Source organism: Mycobacterium colombiense CECT 3035 (genome assembly GCF_002105755.1).
GTDB classification, from domain to species: domain Bacteria; phylum Actinomycetota; class Actinomycetes; order Mycobacteriales; family Mycobacteriaceae; genus Mycobacterium; species Mycobacterium colombiense.
The window spans coordinates 1,414,059-1,431,851 of record NZ_CP020821.1; the positions used below are offsets into that span (position 1 = coordinate 1,414,059).

Genomic DNA, 17,793 nt, shown 5'->3' on the forward strand with positions numbered 1-17,793 from the left:
GCCACAAGCCGGAGACAAACCCGTTGTCATGGCGTGCGGTGGCGGCGAAAATCGTGGAATATCCCAAGGCGCCCAGCGGTTTTCGCCGGGAGGCGTTTGACGTCGTCGAAGTGTACGTGGACCCGCTCGAAGGCTTTCACCCGTTCGGCTTTGACCTTGTTGGTGTAGGTCCGCCGGTCGGCGAAGGTCAGGTCCGCGTCGTCGCTGAACGCGCCGAGCAGCGCGCGCGGGTAGAGCCGCTCCACCAAGACGACATTGATCTCCGCGCACATCACCAGGGCCACCGACGCGAGGAACAGGAATGCCAACGCCCCCAACACCAGCGCGAACACACTGTTGGTCGCGCTGGCCCTTTTCACGGTGTGCGCCACATAGCCGGCGCCGAACCACTGCAGCATCTGCCAAATGAACGCTGCGGCAACGGCTCCCGGCAACACCTCGCGATACGTGAGGGCCCGCGCGGTGGTCACCCGGAAGGCCACCAGGCAGATCAGGGCGTTGATCGCGACCGCGGCGAGGGCCAGACCGATCTTGCTGAAGATGCCGAGGGCCCCGGTGGCGTGGCCCGCCGCGGCCAACAGGGTGGCGGCGACGGCGGCCGAGCCGAGCACCAACAGCAGCATCAGGCTGCGCAACCGGGACCGGATCGGGTTGGGGCGCTTGTGCTTCGGTACCGCCCACACGGTGTCCATCGCGTTCTGCAGTGCCTGACCCACCCCGAGACCGCCGTAGAGCGCGCCGAGCAGGCCGACGATCACGCCCACCGTTCCTCCGCTGAGGCCCTCGGGGTGGTGCAGCTGGGCGCCGAGCACCGGAAACTGGCTCAACGTGCTGTGCAGCACCTGGGCTTGCAGATCGGGCCGGCCGGCCAGTACCACCCCGAGACCGGTCGTCAACAGCAGCAGCATCGGGAACAGCGACACCAGCCCGTAGTACGTGATCAGGGCCGCCAGGTAGCCGCCCTGATCGTCGTTGTACTTGTAGACAACACCGACGATCACGCCGACGACCCGATTACGCCGCTGCAGCTCGTCCAGCCAACCGACCATCGCCGATCACTTCCCCCACCAGCCGGCATCCAATTCGATGCACTCGGCACGTGATACCCGCATTCGGCTCCAGTCAACCTCGCGACGGCCGCAGATCGGGGCCGCGTCTCTCACGTTTGACGCTGTACAGCACCGCGTCGGCCGCCGCGTACAGCGAGGTGATGTCCGCGCTCTCACCGCTGCATGAGGCGGTGCCGACGCTGGTGCCCGGCGTGTGCTCGCGGACGCAGGCAACGAACTCCTCCGCTTGGGCACTCGACGGACGACGGTCGGCGATGCACACCGCGAACTCGTCGCCGCCAAATCTGGCCAGAACGGCAGTGGCGGGCGCGACTTGTCGCCAAAGGGCCGCGCAGCTGATCAGATGCTCGTCACCGGCGACGTGGCCCTGGGTGTCGTTGAGAGTTTTGAAGTTATCGATGTCCATCGCGATGACGGTGATTGTCGTTGCGGTCGAACGGGATCGCGCCAACAGGTCCGCGGTGGCGATTTCCCACCCTGCACGGTTGAGCAGGCCCGTGAGGGGATCGGTGCACGCCGCTGCGACGAGGGCGCGCGTCAGCAACCCGAATGATTCAGCCGCGCCGACGATCGCGATCACGAAAATGACATAGTCGATCCACAATTTCGGCGCGGGCGCGACCGCGAGGCCCGCAACCGACAGCCCGGTGAGCACAGCCACCATGGTCGCGCCGCGGCGTGGCGAGTAGAACGCTCGTAGGTACATCGCCAGGAACATCGGTCCGATCAGGCAGACGAACTCCGCAATGACCGCACGGTGGAACGCCATCACGATGGGTGTGGCCACGATCGCCGCTACCGTCGCGGGCCCGGGTTTGTCGGGCCGGGCGGCCAGCCAGATTAGTGCCCCCAAACCGAGGCCGACCGCCACGATTCCCCCGGTCGGATTCGACAGGATCAGCCCTGGACGGATCGGGAACAAGGTGAACACCACACCGTAGGCGTACAGGAATGTGGTGGCCCCGAAGAAGATTCGCAGCATCCGCGCCTGTTGTGCACGGTAGAAGACCGTTCCGGCATCGGCGCGCAGCCGCAATCGATATCGGCGCGTGTCCCGACCGCCGTATGGACCACCGAAACGATGACGCATCCCGTCATATCTCCTCGTCACCCCCGTGATGGCGACGTGCGGCAAATTGCTGCATTGCCATTTTGACACCACGGCGACCTCCGCAGCATCACCGACGCCTCATGGCTGGCGGCGCCGGATGACGCCTATCGTTGCAGCAGTGGCCGGACCGTCTGCAGCGCAGTTGCGCAACCAGCTCGACGGTGTGTCATTGCGCGACGCCGTCCGCCTCGGCCGGCGTCTGAAGAACCTCCGCGGCGCCTCGCCCGAGAAACTGCGGCAGCTCGCCGACCAGGTCGCGGCCGCGCGCGCGGTCGTGGCCGCCCGGCAAGCCGCCGTCCCCACCATCACCTACCCCGACCTGCCGGTCAGCGAGCGGCGCGACGAGATCGCCGAGGCGATACGAGCGCATCAGGTGGTGGTGATCGCGGGGGAGACCGGGTCGGGGAAGACCACCCAGCTGCCCAAGATCTGCCTCGATGCCGGCCGCGGCATCCGCGGAACCATCGGGCACACCCAGCCCCGCCGGCTGGCCGCCCGCACCGTCGCCCAGCGCATCGCCGACGAGCTGGGCAGCCCGCTCGGCGACACCGTCGGCTACACCGTGCGCTTCACCGACCAGGTCAGCGACCGCACGCTGATCAAGCTGATGACCGACGGCATTCTGCTCGCCGAGATCCAGCGCGACCGCCGCCTGCTGCGCTACGACACGCTGATCCTGGACGAGGCGCACGAGCGCAGCCTCAACATCGACTTCCTGCTCGGGTACCTGCGGGAGTTGTTGCCGCGCCGCCCCGATCTGAAGGTGATCATCACGTCGGCGACGATCGAGCCGCTGCGCTTCGCGGCGCACTTCGACGACGCACCGATCATCGAGGTATCTGGGCGGACGTATCCGGTCGAGATCCGCTACCGGCCGCTGGAGGTCGCCGTGCCGTCGGCCGCCGATGACGACCCGGACGACCCGGACCACGAGATCGTGCGTACCGAAACCCGCGACGAGGTCGAGGCGATCGTCGACGCGATCGGTGAACTCGAAGCCGAGCCGCCGGGAGATATCCTGGTGTTCCTCTCCGGTGAGCGCGAAATCCGCGATACCGCAGAGGCATTGAGTGGACTCAAGCACACCGAGGTGCTCCCGCTGTACGCGCGGCTACCCACCGCCGAGCAGCAGAGGGTGTTCGCGCCGCACACGGGGCGCCGCGTCGTGCTGGCGACCAACGTCGCCGAAACGTCCTTGACGGTGCCGGGGATCCGCTACGTCATCGACCCCGGCAACGCCCGGAGTTCGCGCTACAGCCGGCGCCTGAAGGTGCAGCGGCTGCCGATCGAGCCCATCTCACAGGCGTCGGCCGCGCAGCGGGCCGGCCGATGCGGCCGGGTCGCGCCCGGCGTGTGCATCCGGCTCTATTCAGAGCAGGACTTCGCGGCGCGCCCGCGCTACACCGAACCCGAGATCCTGCGGACGAACCTCGCCGCCGTGCTGCTGCAGATGGCGGCCCTGCAGCTCGGCGACATCGAGCAGTTTCCCTTCCTCGATCCGCCGGACCGGCGCAGCGTGCGCGACGGCGTGCAACTGCTAGCCGAGCTCGGCGCGTTCGACCAGCACGGCGCCATCACCGATCTCGGCCGCCGCCTCGCGCGGCTGCCGGTCGACCCGAGACTGGGCCGGATGGTCCTGCAGGCGCAGACCGAGGGGTGCGTGCGCGAGATGCTGGTGCTGGCCGCGGCGCTGACGATCCCGGATCCGCGGGAACGCCCGAGCGACCGCGAGGAGGCGGCCCGCGCAAAGCACGCCCGTTTCGCCGACGAGCACTCCGACTTCATGTCCTATCAGAACCTGTGGCACTATCTCCGCGAGCAACGGAAGTCATTGTCCGGCAATGCATTTCGCCGGATGTGCCGATCGGAGTTCCTGCATTACCTGCGCATCCGCGAATGGCAGGATCTGGTCGGGCAGCTGCGCAGCATCGCCCGCGACCTGGGCATCGTCGAAGAGGCCGCGTCCGGGGAACCGGCCGAGCCGGCGCGGGTGCACGCGGCGCTGCTGGCGGGGCTGTTGTCGCACGTGGGGATGCGCCGCGAGGACACCCGCGAATACCTGGGCGCCCGCAACTCGCACTTCGTGCTCGCGCCAGGGTCGGCGCTCGCCAAACGGCCGCCGCGCTGGGTCGTGGTGGCGGAGCTGGTCGAGACCAGCCGCCTGTACGGGCGCACCGCCGCCCGCATCCAGCCCGAGGCGGTGGAGCGGGTCGCCGGCGACCTGGTGCAGCGCACGCACAGCGAGCCGCATTGGGACGCCAAACGCGGCGAGGTGATGGCCTACGAGCGGGTGACGTTGTACGGGCTGCCGCTGGCCGTGCGCCGCCGCGTCGGATACGCGCGCATCGAGCCGGTGGTCGCGCGCGAGTTGTTCATCCGCCACGCGCTGGTGGAGGGCCAGTGGCACACCCGCCATCACTTCTTCGCCGACAACGCCCGGCTGCGGGCCGAGCTCGAGGAGCTCGAGGAGCGGGCCCGCCGCCGCGACCTGCTGGTCGGCGACGACGGCGTGTACGCGCTCTACGACGCCCGCATTCCCGCGGACGTCGTCTCCGCGCGGCATTTCGACGCCTGGTGGAAGAAGCAGCGGCACAAGACACCTGACCTGTTGACGTTCACCCGTGCCGACCTGCTGCGCACCGACGAGACCGCCGACGCGGACCGGCCGAGCACGTGGCGCGCCGGCGATGTCGCGTTGCCGTTGACCTACCGGTTCGAGCCGGGAGCCGCCGACGACGGCGTCACCGTGCACGTGCCGATGGACGTGCTGGCGCGCCTGGGTGGCGACGAGTTCGCCTGGCAGGTGCCGGCCCTGCGCGAGGAACTGGTGACCGCCTTGATCCGCTCACTGCCGAAAGAGTTGCGCCGCAACTTCGTTCCCGCACCCGACGCGGCCCGCGCGGTGCTGGCCGCGATCGATCCGGCCACCGAGCCGCTGCTGCCGGCGCTGCAACACGAGTTGCGCCGTCGCACCGGGGTTTTGGTGCCCGTCGACGCCTTCGATCTGGACAAGCTGCCCCCGCACCTGCGGGTGACCTTCGCGGTCGAGTCCGGCGACGGCGTCGAGGTGGCTCGCGGCAAGGACCTGTGGGCACTGCAGGAGCGGCTCACGGCGCCGGCCCGGCGGGCCGTCGCGCACGCCGTCGCGGGCGAGCTGGAGCGCGCGGGGTTGCGCGCCTGGCCCGAGGACCTCGACGAACTGCCGCGCGTCGTCGAACGCACGATTGACGGGCGCACCGTGCGGGGCTTTCCCGCGTTCGTCGACACGGGCGGCACCGTCGCGCTTCGCGTGTTCGCCACAGCGGCCGAGCAGGACAAGGCGATGGGGCCCGGCATCCGGCGGCTGGTACGGCTCGGCGTCGCCTCACCGGTGAAAGCCATTGCGCGCCAACTCGATGCACGGACCCGGCTGGCTCTGGGCGCCAACCCCGATGGCGATCTGCCCGCGCTGCTGGAGGACTGCGCCGACGCCGCGACCGACGCGCTCGTGTCGGCGCCGGTGTGGACGCGCGCGGAGTTCGCCGCCCTGCAACAGCGGGTGGGAACGTCTTTGCAAAAAACAACCGCCGACATCGTGGGCCGTGTCGAGAGGGTGCTGGCCGCGGCTCAGGAGGTGCAGCTGCTGCTGCCCGCGAATCCGCCGCCCGCGCACACCGACGCGATCGCCGACGTCCGTGCGCAACTGGATCGGCTGTTGCCGGCCGGTTTCGTCGCCGCTACCGGCGCCGCGCAGCTCGCCGATCTCACCCGCTATCTGCTCGCAATCCGTCGCCGCCTCGACGCGCTGCCTCGCGCGGCCGAGGCCGATCGGGAGCGCATGCAGCGGGTGCACGCTGTGCAGGAGGCCTTCGGCGAGCTGGTGCGGGAGCTGCCGCAACCGGCGAGGGCGTCCGTCGAAGTTCGCGATATCGCCCGGCAGATCGAGGAACTCAGGGTGAGCCTGTGGGCCCAGCAGCTCGGCACGCCTCGCCCGGTCAGCGAGCAGCGGATCTACCGCGCCATCGACGCGGTGCGCGACCGTTGGTGATTGTTTTCCCCGCCACTTTCAACCTATAGCGCATACGGGGGCTTGCCGCAAGACCGGGGTGGTGATGCAAAATCGCTGTCCTCGACCGGAATTCAGGTGAAGCGGGGTTGACGAAGTGGACGTTTCGGGGGTAGCACACGACGGCGGCATCGAGCACGCGGTGCTCATCGCCGGGGCGGCCCGACCGGGCTGATGCTGGCGGGCGAGTTGGCTTTGGCGGGAGTCGACGCCGCCATCGTGGAGCGGCGCACCAGTCAGGACCTGATCGGAGCGCGGGCCGGCGGCCTGCATTCCCGCACCATCGAAGTTCTGGATCAGCGTGGCATCGCCGATCGGTTCCTGTCGCGGGGCCAGGTGGCGCAGGTCGCCGGGTTCTCCCAGATCCGGCTGAACATCAGCGACTTTCCCACCCGGCACCCCTACGGACTTGCGCTGTGGCAGAACGAGATCGAACGCATCCTGGCCGAGTGGGTCGGCGAGCTCGGCGTGCCGGTCTACCGGGGCGGGCAGGTGTCAACGTTCGCCCAGGACGGCAGCGGCGTCGACGTCGGCCTGGCCGACGGTCGAACCATGCGGGGCGAGTATCTGGTCGGGTGCGACGGAGGGCGCAGCGTGATCCGCAAGACGGCCGGCATCGAATTTCCCGGCTGGGACGCCACGACCAGCTATCTGCTCGCCGAGGTCGAAATGGACTTTCCGACCGGACAATCGCCGCAGTGGGGCATCCGGCACGACGCGCTCGGCGTCCACGCCCTGTCCACCGCCGAGGAGGACGGGCCGGTTCGGGTGATGGTCACCGAGGCGCAGCTTGGACCGGGCACCGCACCCACGCTGCGCGAGCTGAGCCAGGCCCTCGTCGCCGTGTACGGGACCGACTACGGAATCCACAGCCCCAGTTGGATTTCCCGGTTCACCGACGCGGCGCGGCAGGCCGCCGCCTACCGCCGCGGGCGGGTCCTGCTCGCCGGGGACGCCGCGCATATCCACCACCCGGTGGGCGGGCAGGGCCTCAACACCGGCGTCCAGGATGCGGTGAATCTCGGCTGGAAGCTGGGCCAGGTGGTCAACAAGACATCGCCCGACAGCCTCCTGGACAGCTACCACACCGAACGGCACCCGGTTGCCCGGCGGGTGCTGCGCAACGCGTTGGCGCAGATGGCGCTCTTGCACCCCGACGAACGCACCCAGGCACTGCGCGACACCGTGTCCGACCTCCTCGCCATGGACGAACCCCGCACAAGCTTCGCCGCGATGATGTCCGGCCTGGACATTCATTACGACCTGGGCGAGGGGCATCCGCTGGTCGGCCGCCGCATGCCCGATCTGGACCTGGTCACCGCCGACGGTTCGCTGCGCGTGTTCGACCTGCTCCGGCCCGCCCGCCCGGTACTGCTCAATTTCGGCGAGGCCGGCGGCATCGACATCTCGCGATGGGCGGACCGGGTCCGCACCGTCGACGCGAAACACGTCGGCCGCTGCGCACTCCCGGTGCTCGGCACCGTGACGGTGCCGCCGGCGGTGTTGATCCGGCCGGACGGACACGTCGCCTGGGCGGGCGACGGCACGGACCCCGCGCTACGCGACGCCCTCGCCATCTGGTTCGGGCCTGCCACCACGACGCAGACAGACCGAAAAGGGTGACTTGTGCCGGCCTGCGCAGGGTGTAACGTGCGTGTTCGCTGTTCGAGAGCAGGAAGCACCGACCGTGACCATGGCAACCGACCAACCGCCGACTCCGCCCATGAATTGGGCCGAGGCCCAACCGTTGCTCCGGCCGGTGCTGCGCCCGCAAAGCTACGTCAACGGCTTGGTCAACACCGGCGCTCAGCCCTGGGTCCGCCCGGTGTTCCCCTTCATCAACGAGATGGTGGTCGTCGACCTGCCCACCGTGCGGGCCGTGGTGTCGCCGGCGGAGACGAACGCGTGGGGCATCACCGGCGATCAGGCGTTCGCGGTGGCCAGGGACAACCTTTCCGCGCGTCAGCAGGCCTTCGCGCCGGGGGAGAAGTTCCTGCTGAAGGACGCGGACGGGGGCACCTACGTCGATTCGATGATCCTGGCCGCCGGCTGGCTGGGTTCGCTGGCGGCCACCGGCGGGCACCGCCCACTGGTGTTCTTCCCCGGCGACGGCGTGTTGCTGCTGGGCACCGATGCGCCGGACGACGCCGAGGATCTCTTCGAGGCCGCCGAGCAGATGTACCTCGACGCCGACCAACCCATCTCACCGCAGGGTTACACCATCGTGGGCAACGTCATCGCGCCGTTCGACCAGGCCGGCCCACACCCCCTGCGCGGGTTGGCGTTGCGGGCCCGAACCCTCTTGGCCACAAGGGAATACAACCACCAGGCCGAATTCCTACGGGAGCACTATGAGCGCGAGTTGTTCCCGCAATACGTCGGCGAAGCGCAGATGATCGAGACGGCCTGGGGTCGGCGCACCAATGCGGTGTGGGGGCAGGGGATCCCGTGGGAGCTGCCGCAGACCGATTACGTGACGTTCGTGGCCGGCGACCCGTCGAATGTGACCGACAAGTTCACCGTGCCGTTCCCGACGGTGGTCGACGCGGTGGGCATCCTGCCCGTCGCGGGAATCAATCCGGTCCGCTACCGGGCCGAGGAATGGCCGGCGGCCGAGCTGCTGGCGACGCTGAAGGCGCACGCCATCGCCATACCGGGCGAATGACCCGCTAGTCCGGCGGCTCGCTGGTGGTGCCGCGGACAGCGGCTTGTTCCCGATCGCTGCGGTTGCCGGGAACGCCTTCGGCTTCGCTCTCCTCGGTAACCTTCTCCTCGAGCTGATCGACGATGTTTTCCAGCTCCTGAGCGCGGCTCAGCGGGTCTTTGTCGGGTTTGGTCATATCGCTTTCCATGGGCGTTGGGGGGACGGGCCCCGGCGCCGGGAACCCGCCGCTAACCCATACCCGATTGCGCGTTCGTTAACCAGATCAAGGGGCCGCCAAACGAACGAGACACAGCGCCGTGGCGATGGAAGTATCGCAAGAGTGGCTACCGAGAAACCTCAGACCATCGCCTACCCCGCTGCCGACGCCCGTCCGCGTCGCCACCATGCCGATCCGCTCGACCCGCACGTCATCGTCCTTTTCGGGGCGACGGGCGATCTGGCGAAACGAAAGCTGATCCCCGGCCTGGCGTACCTGGACCAGTCCGAGTTGGCGCCCGATATCCAGATCGTCGCCACGTCGCTGGAAGACCTGAGTCAAGACGAATTCCGCGATCTCGCCAAAAAGTCGGTCGATTCCTTCGGCACGCACAAACTCACGCCCGAACAGTGGTCGAACTTCGCCAACATCGTCACCTACGTCCCCCAGGGCGCCGGCCCCGAGGCGCTGGCCGAGGCGGTGGCGCAGGCCGAGGACAACCTGGGGCCCAACGTCCGGCGACTGCATTACCTGTCGGTGCCGCCCAAGGCGGCGCGCGCCGTCATCACCATGCTGAGCGACGCCAAGCTGGTCGAGCGCTCACGGGTGGTGATGGAGAAGCCGTTCGGCACCGACCTGGCCAGCGCGGTGGCGTTGAACGACTTCGTGCACGAAACCTTCGAGGAATCACAGATTTTCCGCATCGACCACTTCCTGGGCAAGGAAGCCGCGCAGAACATCCTGGCCTTCCGTTTTGCCAACGGGCTCTTCGAGCCGATCTGGAACCGCAACTTCATCGACCACATTCAGATCGACATCCCCGAGGCCCTGGGCCTGGACCAGCGGGCGAACTTCTACGAAGAGACCGGCGCCTATAAGGACATGGTGGTCACCCACCTGTTCCAGGTGATGGCGTTCGTGGTGATGGAACCGCCGACGGCGCTGGAACCGTTCGCTATCAGCGAGGAAAAGAACAAGGTGTTCCGGTCGATGCTGCCGGTCAAGCCGTCGAACGTGGTCCGTGGTCAATACAACGGCTACCGCGAAGAAGACGGGGTGGCACAGGATTCCGACACCGAGACGTTCATCGCGCTCAAGGTCGGCATCGACAACTGGCGATGGGCCGGGGTGCCCATCTACCTGCGCACCGGCAAGAAGATGGCCGAGGGGATCCGCATCATCTCGATCGCGTTCAAAGAGGCCCCGCGAACCATGTTCCCGCCCGGGTCCGGGGTGGGCACCCAGGGTCCCGATCACCTCACCTTCGACCTCGCCGACAACTCGAAGGTCTCGCTGTCCTTCTACGGCAAGCGGCCCGGGCCCGGCATGAAGCTGGACAAGCTGTCCATGCAGTTCTCCTCGCAGGAGATCGACACCGTCGTGGACGTGCTGGAGGCCTACGAACGATTGATCCTCGACGCGATGCGGGGCGACCACACGCTGTTCAACACCGCGGAAGGCATCGAATCATTGTGGGAGCGTTCGGAAGACCTGCTCACCGATCCGCCGCCGGCCAAGCTGTATCAGCCCGGCACGTGGGGCCCCAACGCGATTCACCAATTGATCGCACCGAACGCGTGGCGCCTGCCGTTCGAACGAGGGTGGCGCGAGGCCAGGCCATAGCGTCGGCGCTGAAGTTCCTGGGGCTCAGCGCAATTCGGCACTGAGATAACTGATTGCGTGACGGAATTCCTTGAGGATCTCGTTGTCCGGCAGCGCAAATCCGTAATCGGCGTAAACCTGTTCGGTGGGGTGGCGGGTGACGTTCCAGCCGGTGGCGCCCAGATGCTCAGCGGCGGGGCGGCGCTCCCCGAGCCAAATCAGCTCGGCGACATCGATGTCCAGTCCATGTCGCCGCCAGGTGCTGCGCATCGCCCGGGCCCGTTCGTCGGTGAAAACCGCCATGTCGGTGATGTTCTCGGTGGCCAGCCGGCTGCCCGGCGCGCTGAGCGCGGTGATGTTGTCCAACAGCCGGTCCTGGGCATCGGGCGGTAGGTACGGCAGCAGGCCCTCGGCGATCCACGCGGTGCGGGAGCCGGTGTCAAAGCCGCTGCCGTGCAGTGCGGTTGGCCAATCATCGCGGAGATCGATGGCGACGGTCCGGCGCTCGGCGGTCGGTTCCGCACCGATCTGGGCGAGCGTGGCGGTCTTGAAGGCGATCACTTCAGGCTGGTCGACCTCGAACACCACGGTGCCCGACGGCCACGGCAACCGATAGGCCCGTGCATCCAGTCCGGCGGCCAAGATGACAGCCTGCCGGATTCCGGCCGCGGAGGCGGCGCCGAAGAAATCGTCGAAAAACCTCGTCCGCGCCGCCATCTGCTCGCGCCGCTGCTGCAGCGTCATCGGCATGTCGTCGGTGTCGAGCGGGATCTGACCATCCAGCATGCGGGTGAAGAAGGGATGCCCGACCGCCCGCACCAACGGCTCGGCGAACCGGTCATCCAGTAGCGGGTCCGGGTCGCGCGACGCCAGCGCTCGGGAGGCCGCGACCATCGTCGCGGTCGCCCCCACGCTGGAGGCCAGGTCCCAGCTGTCGCCCTCGGTACGCGCCGAGCCGGATGATGACATTCGCTTTCCCCTTCCGAGATCTACCCGCCGCGGCGGCCAATTCGCCCTCGGGGCCGCTCACCACCGGCGACTGCACCACCGGTACCGAAGGGTACTTTCTGGCTATGCCGCGCGCACCACGCACCCGTCGCGCGGGCATCTGACTCCGGTCCCGCCGCACGACGACCGCGAAAGCGAATCACTTCATGGCACCGACCCTGCGCCCCCGGCGATCCGCCCTGTACCTGCCGGGCAACAAGCCTCGCGCCCTGGAGAAGGGCAAGTCGCTGCCGGCGGACGTGCTGATATTCGACCTCGAGGATGCGGTCGGACCGGACGCGAAAGCCGATGCGAGGACGACGGTGTGCGACGCGATTTCGTCGGAGAGCTACCGGCCCCGTGAGGTCGTGGTGCGGATCAACGGGTTGGACACCGAATGGCACTCCGACGACCTGGCCGCCGTGGCCGAATCGACGGCCGACGGCGTGCTGGTGCCGAAAGTCGAGACGGGCCAACAGGTTCAAGCGCTCGCCGAGGCGCTCGACGACTTGGGAGCGCCGAAATCGTTGCAGCTGTGGGTGATGATCGAAACGCCCCGGGCCTTTCTGCGGGCCGAAGAGGTCGCGTCGGCCAGCGATCGCCTGGCCGGGTTGGTGGTGGGCACCAACGACCTGGTCAACGAGCTGCACGGCCTGCACGTCCCCGGCCGCGCGCCCGCGGTACCGGCCCTGGGCCTGGCCTTGTTGGGAGCGAGGGCGGCCGGCAAGGTGATCTTGGATGGCGTGTTCAACGACATCACCGACGAGGCCGCGTTCCGGGCCGAGGCCCAGCAGGGCCGCGAAATGGGATTCGACGGCAAGACCCTGATCCACCCGTCGCAGATCGCCCCCGCCAACGAGCTGTTCGGTCCGTCACACAAGGAACTGGAGGACGCCCGCAAGATCGTCTCGGCCTACGAGCAGGCGCAGGCGGCCGGCACCAGCGTGATCACGGTCGATGGCCGCATGATCGAGAGCCTGCACGTCCGCGACGCCCAGCGAATCCTGACCCTGGCGGATTTGATCTCGACGATGGAATCCGCCTCCTAGGGGCGGTGGACAGATCGCGGGCCCGCGACGACGGCCCGCAGCGGGCGTCCGGTGCCGGACACACGGTAGGTTGAACGCGTTCGCGACGACTCGAGAGGAGATGACGTGGGCCAGACCGCGGCCATGGCCGAGGCCGACCGCGCGTGGATGATCGACACGCTGCTCGCGCTGCTGCAGACCCCGAGCCCGTCGGGACGCACGGACGCGGTGATGCAGGTCATCGGCGACATTTTCGACGACTTCGGGGTGCCGTTCACCCTGACCCGGCGCGGCGCGCTGACGGCCGAACTGGCCGGTGAGTCCGCGACCACCGACCGGGCGCTGGTGGTCCACTCCGACACCATCGGCTGCATGGTCCGCGACCTCAAGGACAACGGCCGCCTCGAAATCGTTCCCGTCGGCACCTTTTCGGCGCGGTTCGCCGCGGGCGCCCGGGTGCGCATCTTCATCGACGACCCCGACGAGTTCATCACCGGCACGGTCATGCCGCTGAAGGCCAGTGGGCACGCGTTCGGCGACGAGATCGACACCCAGCCCACGGACTGGGAGCACGTCGAGGTTCGCATCGACCGCAGGGTCTCAACGCGGGAGGACCTGGTTCGGCTGGGCCTGCAGGTCGGCGATTTCGTGGCCTTGATCACCAGCCCCGAGCTCACCGCCGACGGTTTCATCGTCTCCCGTCATCTGGACGGGAAGGCGGGCGTGGCGATCGCGCTCGCCCTGGCCAAGAACTTCTCCGAGAACAAAGTGGTGCTGCCGCACCGCACCACGATCATGGTCACCATCACCGAGGAGGTCGGCCACGGGGCCAGTCACGGCCTGCCCGCGGACGTCGCCGAGTTGGTATCGGTGGACAACGCGGTGTGCGCGCCCGGCCAGCATTCCCTCGAGGACGGTGTGACGATCCCGATGGCCGACATGCACGGCCCGTTCGACTATCACCTGACCCGGAAGCTCTGCCGGCTCGCACAGGAGCAGGGAATTCCGTTCGCCCGCGACATTTTTCGCTACTACCGCTCCGATGCGGCCGCGGCCATCGAGGCCGGGGCCAACACCCGTGCGGCGCTGGTCGGCTTCGGGCTCGACGGCAGTCATGGCTGGGAACGCACGCACATTGACTCGCTGGAGGCCGCCTACAACCTCCTGCACTGCTGGCTGCAGACACCGTTGACGTTCGCCAAATGGGACGCCAAGCCGACGGGCAGTCTGCGCGACTTTCCCTCGTCGAAGCAGCCCGCACCCAGCGAGCGGTGGGTGCCGCTGTCCCGCGGCGATTACGAAAGTCCCGGCGACGCGTCGCCCGGGACGGTCTGGCCACCATCGGAGGGCCCGCAGGCCTGAGGCCGCTGGCCGCGGGCGATCCGGTCGGCGCGCCAGCACCGGGACTGCATCGGGATGTCGATCGAATCGGCGCCGGGAAAACGTTCGGCCAGGACGGCTCGGGCGTTGGCGAGCCGCTGCGCGCGGTCATCCGGCGAGGCGATGATCACCCGGCTGTAGGTGGCAAGCATCGCGACGACGTCGTCGATCTTCATGGTCCGCACGAACCCGAAGGTTTCCCGCGCGACGTTGTGGAAGATCTGCGGATCGGGGAGCACGACGTTTTCGTGGCGCCGGCGGAACCGGTCGGGCGCATCCAATTCGGACGAGTCGTCCTTGGGCAGCACCTCGAGGTCGCGGACCCAGTCGACGTCGCGGTCTCGACTGGTCCAGATCAGCCCGAACCGCCCGCCGTCGCGCAGCACCCGGCCGATCTCCGGCACCGCCCGTTCGGGATCCATCCAGTGCCACGCCGACGACACGAACACCGCGTCCGCGGAATCGTCGGGGAGAGGGATCGCCTCGCCGGTGCCCGCCACGGCGCGCACCCCGGGCGACCGCTCGGCCAGCACCGCACGCATCCGCGCATCGGGCTCGACGGCGACGACATGGGCCGCCCGCCCGACGAGCGTGCGGGTGAACAACCCGGTGCCCGCACCGACGTCGACGGCGACCTCACACCCCGGTGGCAACAGCCAGTCCACCGCCTGCTGCGGTGGATGCGGCCGCAGCCCGTCGTAGTCCTCGGCGATCGAACCGAAGGACATCGCGCGTTCTTGACGATCAGTCACACGCGACAAGGTAATCCGGCTCGCTGTGCAACAGATGAGAAGTGGTGGCGCGTCACCACAGTGCGCTGTGATTGACGAGCGCATCGGCGATCAGGCCGGTGCCGAAAACCAGGAACAACAGCCGCACCGACATCGGCCCGTAGCGGGTGAGAGCGCGCACGATCGCGCGCTGAATGCGCTTGGCGCGCATGGTTTTTCTCGTCGAGAGGCCGAGGATCAGCAGCGGCGGCGACAGGGCGATGGCCCAGTAGGCGATGATGATCAGCGGCCAGAGCGGTGGCCGCGGGTGCAGCGCGGCGAGCATCGCCAAGCCGGTGAGGTACGGCACGGCGGTCGGGGCCTGGCCACCGCCCACCGCCAGCCCCAGAAATCCGAGCAGCCACGGCCGTTGCCGCATCGCCGCCAGCGCCCAACCCGGCGCCGAGGATTGTGCCGTCAGCGGGAAGTAGGCCAAGCCGATCAGGACGATACCCAGCAACAGTTCGCCCCGGAAGCGGATGGCCGGTGTCAGGTGGAAGTCGAGCACCTCGGTGATGAAGCCGATGCCCAGCACGGTGCAGACGCCGAAGGCGGTCGTCACCGCGAACACGCCCGCGATGTAGCTCAAGGCACCCGGAATCGGCGATCGGCGCCCCAGCCGGCTGTCGAAGATGACGGCCGAGACCACTCCCACGTTGAGCACATTGAGCGAGTCGAGAAACGCCAGTCCGGCAAGCGCCAACGCCAGGGCCGCCACGCGTCTGTACCGGGCCTAACGTCCGGACTCACCGGCCGCCCGCGGCGGGCGGCGCACTGACCACGGCGACAGGACCGAAGCGGCGAGCATGCTGCAGACTTTAGTTCGACTGCGAACGTGACGGGCGAGTCGCCGGCTGTCACGGTTCTCACAGCTGATGCGGGGGCGATCGCGTTGAGGCGGGTGCCGCGCGGCATTATCGATCCGTCGACGGCGGGCGCACTCGGATCCGTGCTCGACGGAGCCGAGCGGTGACAACACATCACGAAGGGGCCAGCCATGACCACACCCACCACGCAGGATCTGCGGGAGTACCTCGTCGGGGCCTGGACGTTGGAGTCCTACGAGACCTCCGATGTGGACGGCTCGAACGTGCGTTATCCGCTGGGCACCGACGCCCGCGGAATCATTCTGTACACCGCCGACGGCTACATGTCCGCCCAGCTCATGCGCGCGGACCGGCCGCCGATCGCCCGCGGCGACCTGCAACTCGCCACCGGCGACGAATTGGCCGCGGCGGCCAGGGGATACCTGGCCTACGCGGGCCCGTACAGCGTTCTCGACGACGGCGTGATCGCGCACCACGTCGACGTCAGCCTGCTACCCAACTGGATCGGTGGAACGCAGTACCGCGCAGCGCAGGTCGGCGACGACCGCCTGCAGCTCGGGCCCGCCGAGCCCGTGCTCATCAAGGGCAAGCTCCGCAACGGACGCCTGATCTGGCAGCGCGCGAAATCAGCGCGATCTCAGGAGAACTGAATGGGACTGCTGGACAACAAGACCGCCGTCATCACCGGGGCCAACTCCGGAATCGGACTGGCCACCGCGCAACGGTTCCTTGACGAGGGCGCCGAAAGGGTCTTCATCACGGGCCGGCGCCAGGCCGAACTCGACAGTGCGGCAACCACATTGGGTCCGCGTGCCACCGCGGTGCGCGGTGACGTCGGAATACCGGAGGACCTGGACCGGCTCTACGCCGAGGTCGCGGCGGCCGGCAACGGTCTCGACATCGTGATGGCGAACGCCGGTTCGACGAGGGTGGCGCGGCTGGGCGAGATCACCGACGACGATCTCGACTCCCTGCTGACCACCAACGTCAAGGGCGTCGTCTATACCGTGCAGAAGGCGCTGCCGCTGCTCAACGACGGCGCCTCGGTCATCCTGACCGGCTCCACCACCGCCGACCGGGGACGCGCCGGGCTCAGCATCTACGCCGCCACCAAGGCGGCCGTCCGGTCGCTGGCGCGAGCGTGGGCCAACGAACTCGCCGACCGCAACATCCGGGTCAACGTGATCGTGGCGGGATCGACGGCCACACCGGGAAGCAACGCGTTGGCCGCGCAGACCGATCCCGACGCGTCGATCGAAGAGTTCCGCGCCGAACGCATCGCTACGATCCCGCTGGGCCGATTCGCCGATCCGGCCGAGATCGCCAATGCCGCAGTGTTTTTGGCCAGCGATCTGTCCAGCTTCAGCACCGGATCCACGGTCACCGCCGACGGCGGATTCAACCAGGTCTGACGGGTTCGCCCGGCGCCCACGGGCGCGCGTCAGCGCTGAGGTTCCGCGATGCTGTCGGCCAATTCGTCGAAGATGGCCTGGTTCAGGCCGAAGGCGATTTTCACCTCGCCAACGATGCGATCGATGTCGCCGGCGTCGGCGGCAAGGGCATCGAGGCGAGTGCGGTAGGCGTCTTTGTAGGGTTTGGGCCGCACCGGAAAGTCGTAGAAGGCAAGGCCGGCGCCGCCGAGATCGAACGTGCGATCCAGGATCTTGCCGATGCCCCGGCCGCCGGAGAGATCGCCGAGGTAGCGCGTGTAGTGGTGGGCCACCAGCGCACCTCCCCAGGTGAGGGCGCCGAGCCGCTCCGCGTAGGCCGTCGCCGCGGGGGAGTCGACGTCGCGCGCGGCGCCGGGGGCAGCCAGTGTTCGAGGTCGCCGTCGATAGCCGTCAGGCGCTCCAGTGCGGGGTCATACACGGCGGCCACCATCGCGTCGTCGCTGCGGGCTCGCACCGCGTCCTCGAGGGCGGCGTACACCACGCGCAATCGGAGCAGATAGTCGGAATAGCCCGCCGCGCCGATCCGTCCGGCGAGCAGCTCGGACATGAACGGGCTCTGCTCGGCGGCATCGTGTTCGGCCGCGGAGCCCTCCTTCATCGCGACCGAAAGGCGGCGGCTTGCTGGGACGGCGATCGAGCACATGACCTGCTCAGATTACAT

Annotated in this window: 13 protein-coding genes and 2 pseudogenes; 8 read left to right on the forward strand and 7 right to left on the reverse strand. The window is 68.4% G+C overall.

Features of this window, described 5'->3' with window-relative positions:
• Positions 1–26: 26 nt before the first annotated feature.
• Entirely contained in the window at positions 27–1,049 is a 1,023-nt protein-coding gene (locus tag B9D87_RS06595; protein WP_007771119.1) for a YihY/virulence factor BrkB family protein, read from the reverse strand.
• 73 nt (positions 1,050–1,122) lie between these two features.
• Positions 1,123–2,106 (reverse strand): diguanylate cyclase, encoded by a 984-nt coding sequence (locus B9D87_RS06600; protein WP_040629828.1) that lies wholly within the window; start codon positions 2,104–2,106, stop codon positions 1,123–1,125.
• A 193-nt stretch (positions 2,107–2,299) separates the two neighbouring features.
• On the opposite strand from B9D87_RS06600, the gene hrpA reads away from it, so the two are divergent.
• The 3 genes and pseudogenes from hrpA to B9D87_RS06615 all read left to right on the forward strand — a co-directional run bounded on the left by hrpA (position 2,300) and on the right by B9D87_RS06615 (position 8,891).
• Positions 2,300–6,208, forward strand: a complete 3,909-nt coding sequence (gene hrpA, locus B9D87_RS06605) for an ATP-dependent RNA helicase HrpA (protein WP_007771110.1) — start codon at positions 2,300–2,302, stop codon at positions 6,206–6,208.
• Positions 6,209–6,323: 115 nt separating this feature from the next.
• Positions 6,324–7,849 (forward strand): annotated as a pseudogene (locus tag B9D87_RS06610) (FAD-dependent monooxygenase).
• 64 nt (positions 7,850–7,913) lie between these two features.
• Positions 7,914–8,891 carry a DUF1444 domain-containing protein gene (locus tag B9D87_RS06615; protein WP_007771100.1) on the forward strand — a complete coding sequence of 326 codons (978 nt, stop codon included), beginning with the start codon at positions 7,914–7,916 and terminating at the stop codon, positions 8,889–8,891.
• Positions 8,892–8,895: 4 nt separating this feature from the next.
• Here B9D87_RS06615 and B9D87_RS06620 read toward each other — a convergent pair whose 3' ends face one another.
• Positions 8,896–9,078: a hypothetical protein gene (locus B9D87_RS06620; protein WP_040629827.1), complete on the reverse strand. Its 183-nt coding sequence runs from the start codon at positions 9,076–9,078 to the stop codon at positions 8,896–8,898.
• A 132-nt stretch (positions 9,079–9,210) separates the two neighbouring features.
• Between B9D87_RS06620 and zwf the strand changes: the two genes are divergently transcribed.
• Positions 9,211–10,710: a glucose-6-phosphate dehydrogenase gene (gene zwf, locus B9D87_RS06625; RefSeq protein WP_007771096.1), complete on the forward strand. Its 1,500-nt coding sequence runs from the start codon at positions 9,211–9,213 to the stop codon at positions 10,708–10,710.
• 24 nt (positions 10,711–10,734) lie between these two features.
• On the opposite strand, the gene B9D87_RS06630 is transcribed toward zwf, so the two are convergent.
• On the reverse strand, positions 10,735–11,658 hold the full coding sequence (locus B9D87_RS06630) for a class I SAM-dependent methyltransferase (RefSeq protein WP_007771095.1): 924 nt from the start codon (positions 11,656–11,658) through the stop codon (positions 10,735–10,737).
• 185 nt (positions 11,659–11,843) lie between these two features.
• Here B9D87_RS06630 and B9D87_RS06635 point away from each other — a divergent pair, with 185 nt between their 5' ends.
• Positions 11,844–12,725, forward strand: a complete 882-nt coding sequence (locus tag B9D87_RS06635; RefSeq protein ID WP_007771093.1) for an HpcH/HpaI aldolase/citrate lyase family protein — start codon at positions 11,844–11,846, stop codon at positions 12,723–12,725.
• Positions 12,726–12,830: 105 nt separating this feature from the next.
• Positions 12,831–14,066, forward strand: a complete 1,236-nt coding sequence (locus tag B9D87_RS06640; RefSeq protein WP_007771091.1) for an osmoprotectant NAGGN system M42 family peptidase — start codon at positions 12,831–12,833, stop codon at positions 14,064–14,066.
• Here the strand turns inward: B9D87_RS06640 and B9D87_RS06645 are convergent.
• Both B9D87_RS06645 and B9D87_RS06650 read right to left on the reverse strand, forming a co-directional pair.
• Entirely contained in the window at positions 14,000–14,836 is an 837-nt protein-coding gene (locus B9D87_RS06645; RefSeq protein WP_080598538.1) for a class I SAM-dependent methyltransferase, read from the reverse strand. The genes B9D87_RS06640 and B9D87_RS06645 overlap by 67 nt on opposite strands.
• A 52-nt stretch (positions 14,837–14,888) precedes the next feature.
• The gene (locus B9D87_RS06650) at positions 14,889–15,572 is read right to left on the reverse strand and encodes a GAP family protein (RefSeq protein WP_007771089.1); all 684 of its coding nucleotides are present in this window, start codon (positions 15,570–15,572) and stop codon (positions 14,889–14,891) included.
• 279 nt (positions 15,573–15,851) lie between these two features.
• Between B9D87_RS06650 and B9D87_RS06655 the strand changes: the two genes are divergently transcribed.
• Entirely contained in the window at positions 15,852–16,331 is a 480-nt protein-coding gene (locus B9D87_RS06655) for a lipocalin-like domain-containing protein (protein WP_007771088.1), read from the forward strand.
• Positions 16,332–17,093 carry an SDR family NAD(P)-dependent oxidoreductase gene (locus B9D87_RS06660; RefSeq protein ID WP_007771087.1) on the forward strand — a complete coding sequence of 254 codons (762 nt, stop codon included), beginning with the start codon at positions 16,332–16,334 and terminating at the stop codon, positions 17,091–17,093. It abuts the gene before it with no gap.
• A gap of 29 nt (positions 17,094–17,122) precedes the next feature.
• Here the strand turns inward: B9D87_RS06660 and B9D87_RS06665 are convergent.
• Positions 17,123–17,775, reverse strand: a pseudogene (locus tag B9D87_RS06665) (biliverdin-producing heme oxygenase).
• Between the last annotated feature and the right edge of the window lie 18 nt (positions 17,776–17,793).

Coding starts and splice junctions, on each gene's coding strand:
- B9D87_RS06660 (WP_007771087.1), top strand. CDS start 16,332: ATGGGACTGCTGGACAACAAGACCGCCGTCATCACCGGGGCCAACTCC.
- B9D87_RS06620 (WP_040629827.1), bottom strand. CDS start 9,078: ATGGAAAGCGATATGACCAAACCCGACAAAGACCCGCTGAGCCGCGCT.
- B9D87_RS06655 (WP_007771088.1), top strand. CDS start 15,852: ATGACCACACCCACCACGCAGGATCTGCGGGAGTACCTCGTCGGGGCC.
- B9D87_RS06635 (WP_007771093.1), top strand. CDS start 11,844: ATGGCACCGACCCTGCGCCCCCGGCGATCCGCCCTGTACCTGCCGGGC.
- B9D87_RS06630 (WP_007771095.1), bottom strand. CDS start 11,658: ATGTCATCATCCGGCTCGGCGCGTACCGAGGGCGACAGCTGGGACCTG.
- B9D87_RS06595 (WP_007771119.1), bottom strand. CDS start 1,049: ATGGTCGGTTGGCTGGACGAGCTGCAGCGGCGTAATCGGGTCGTCGGC.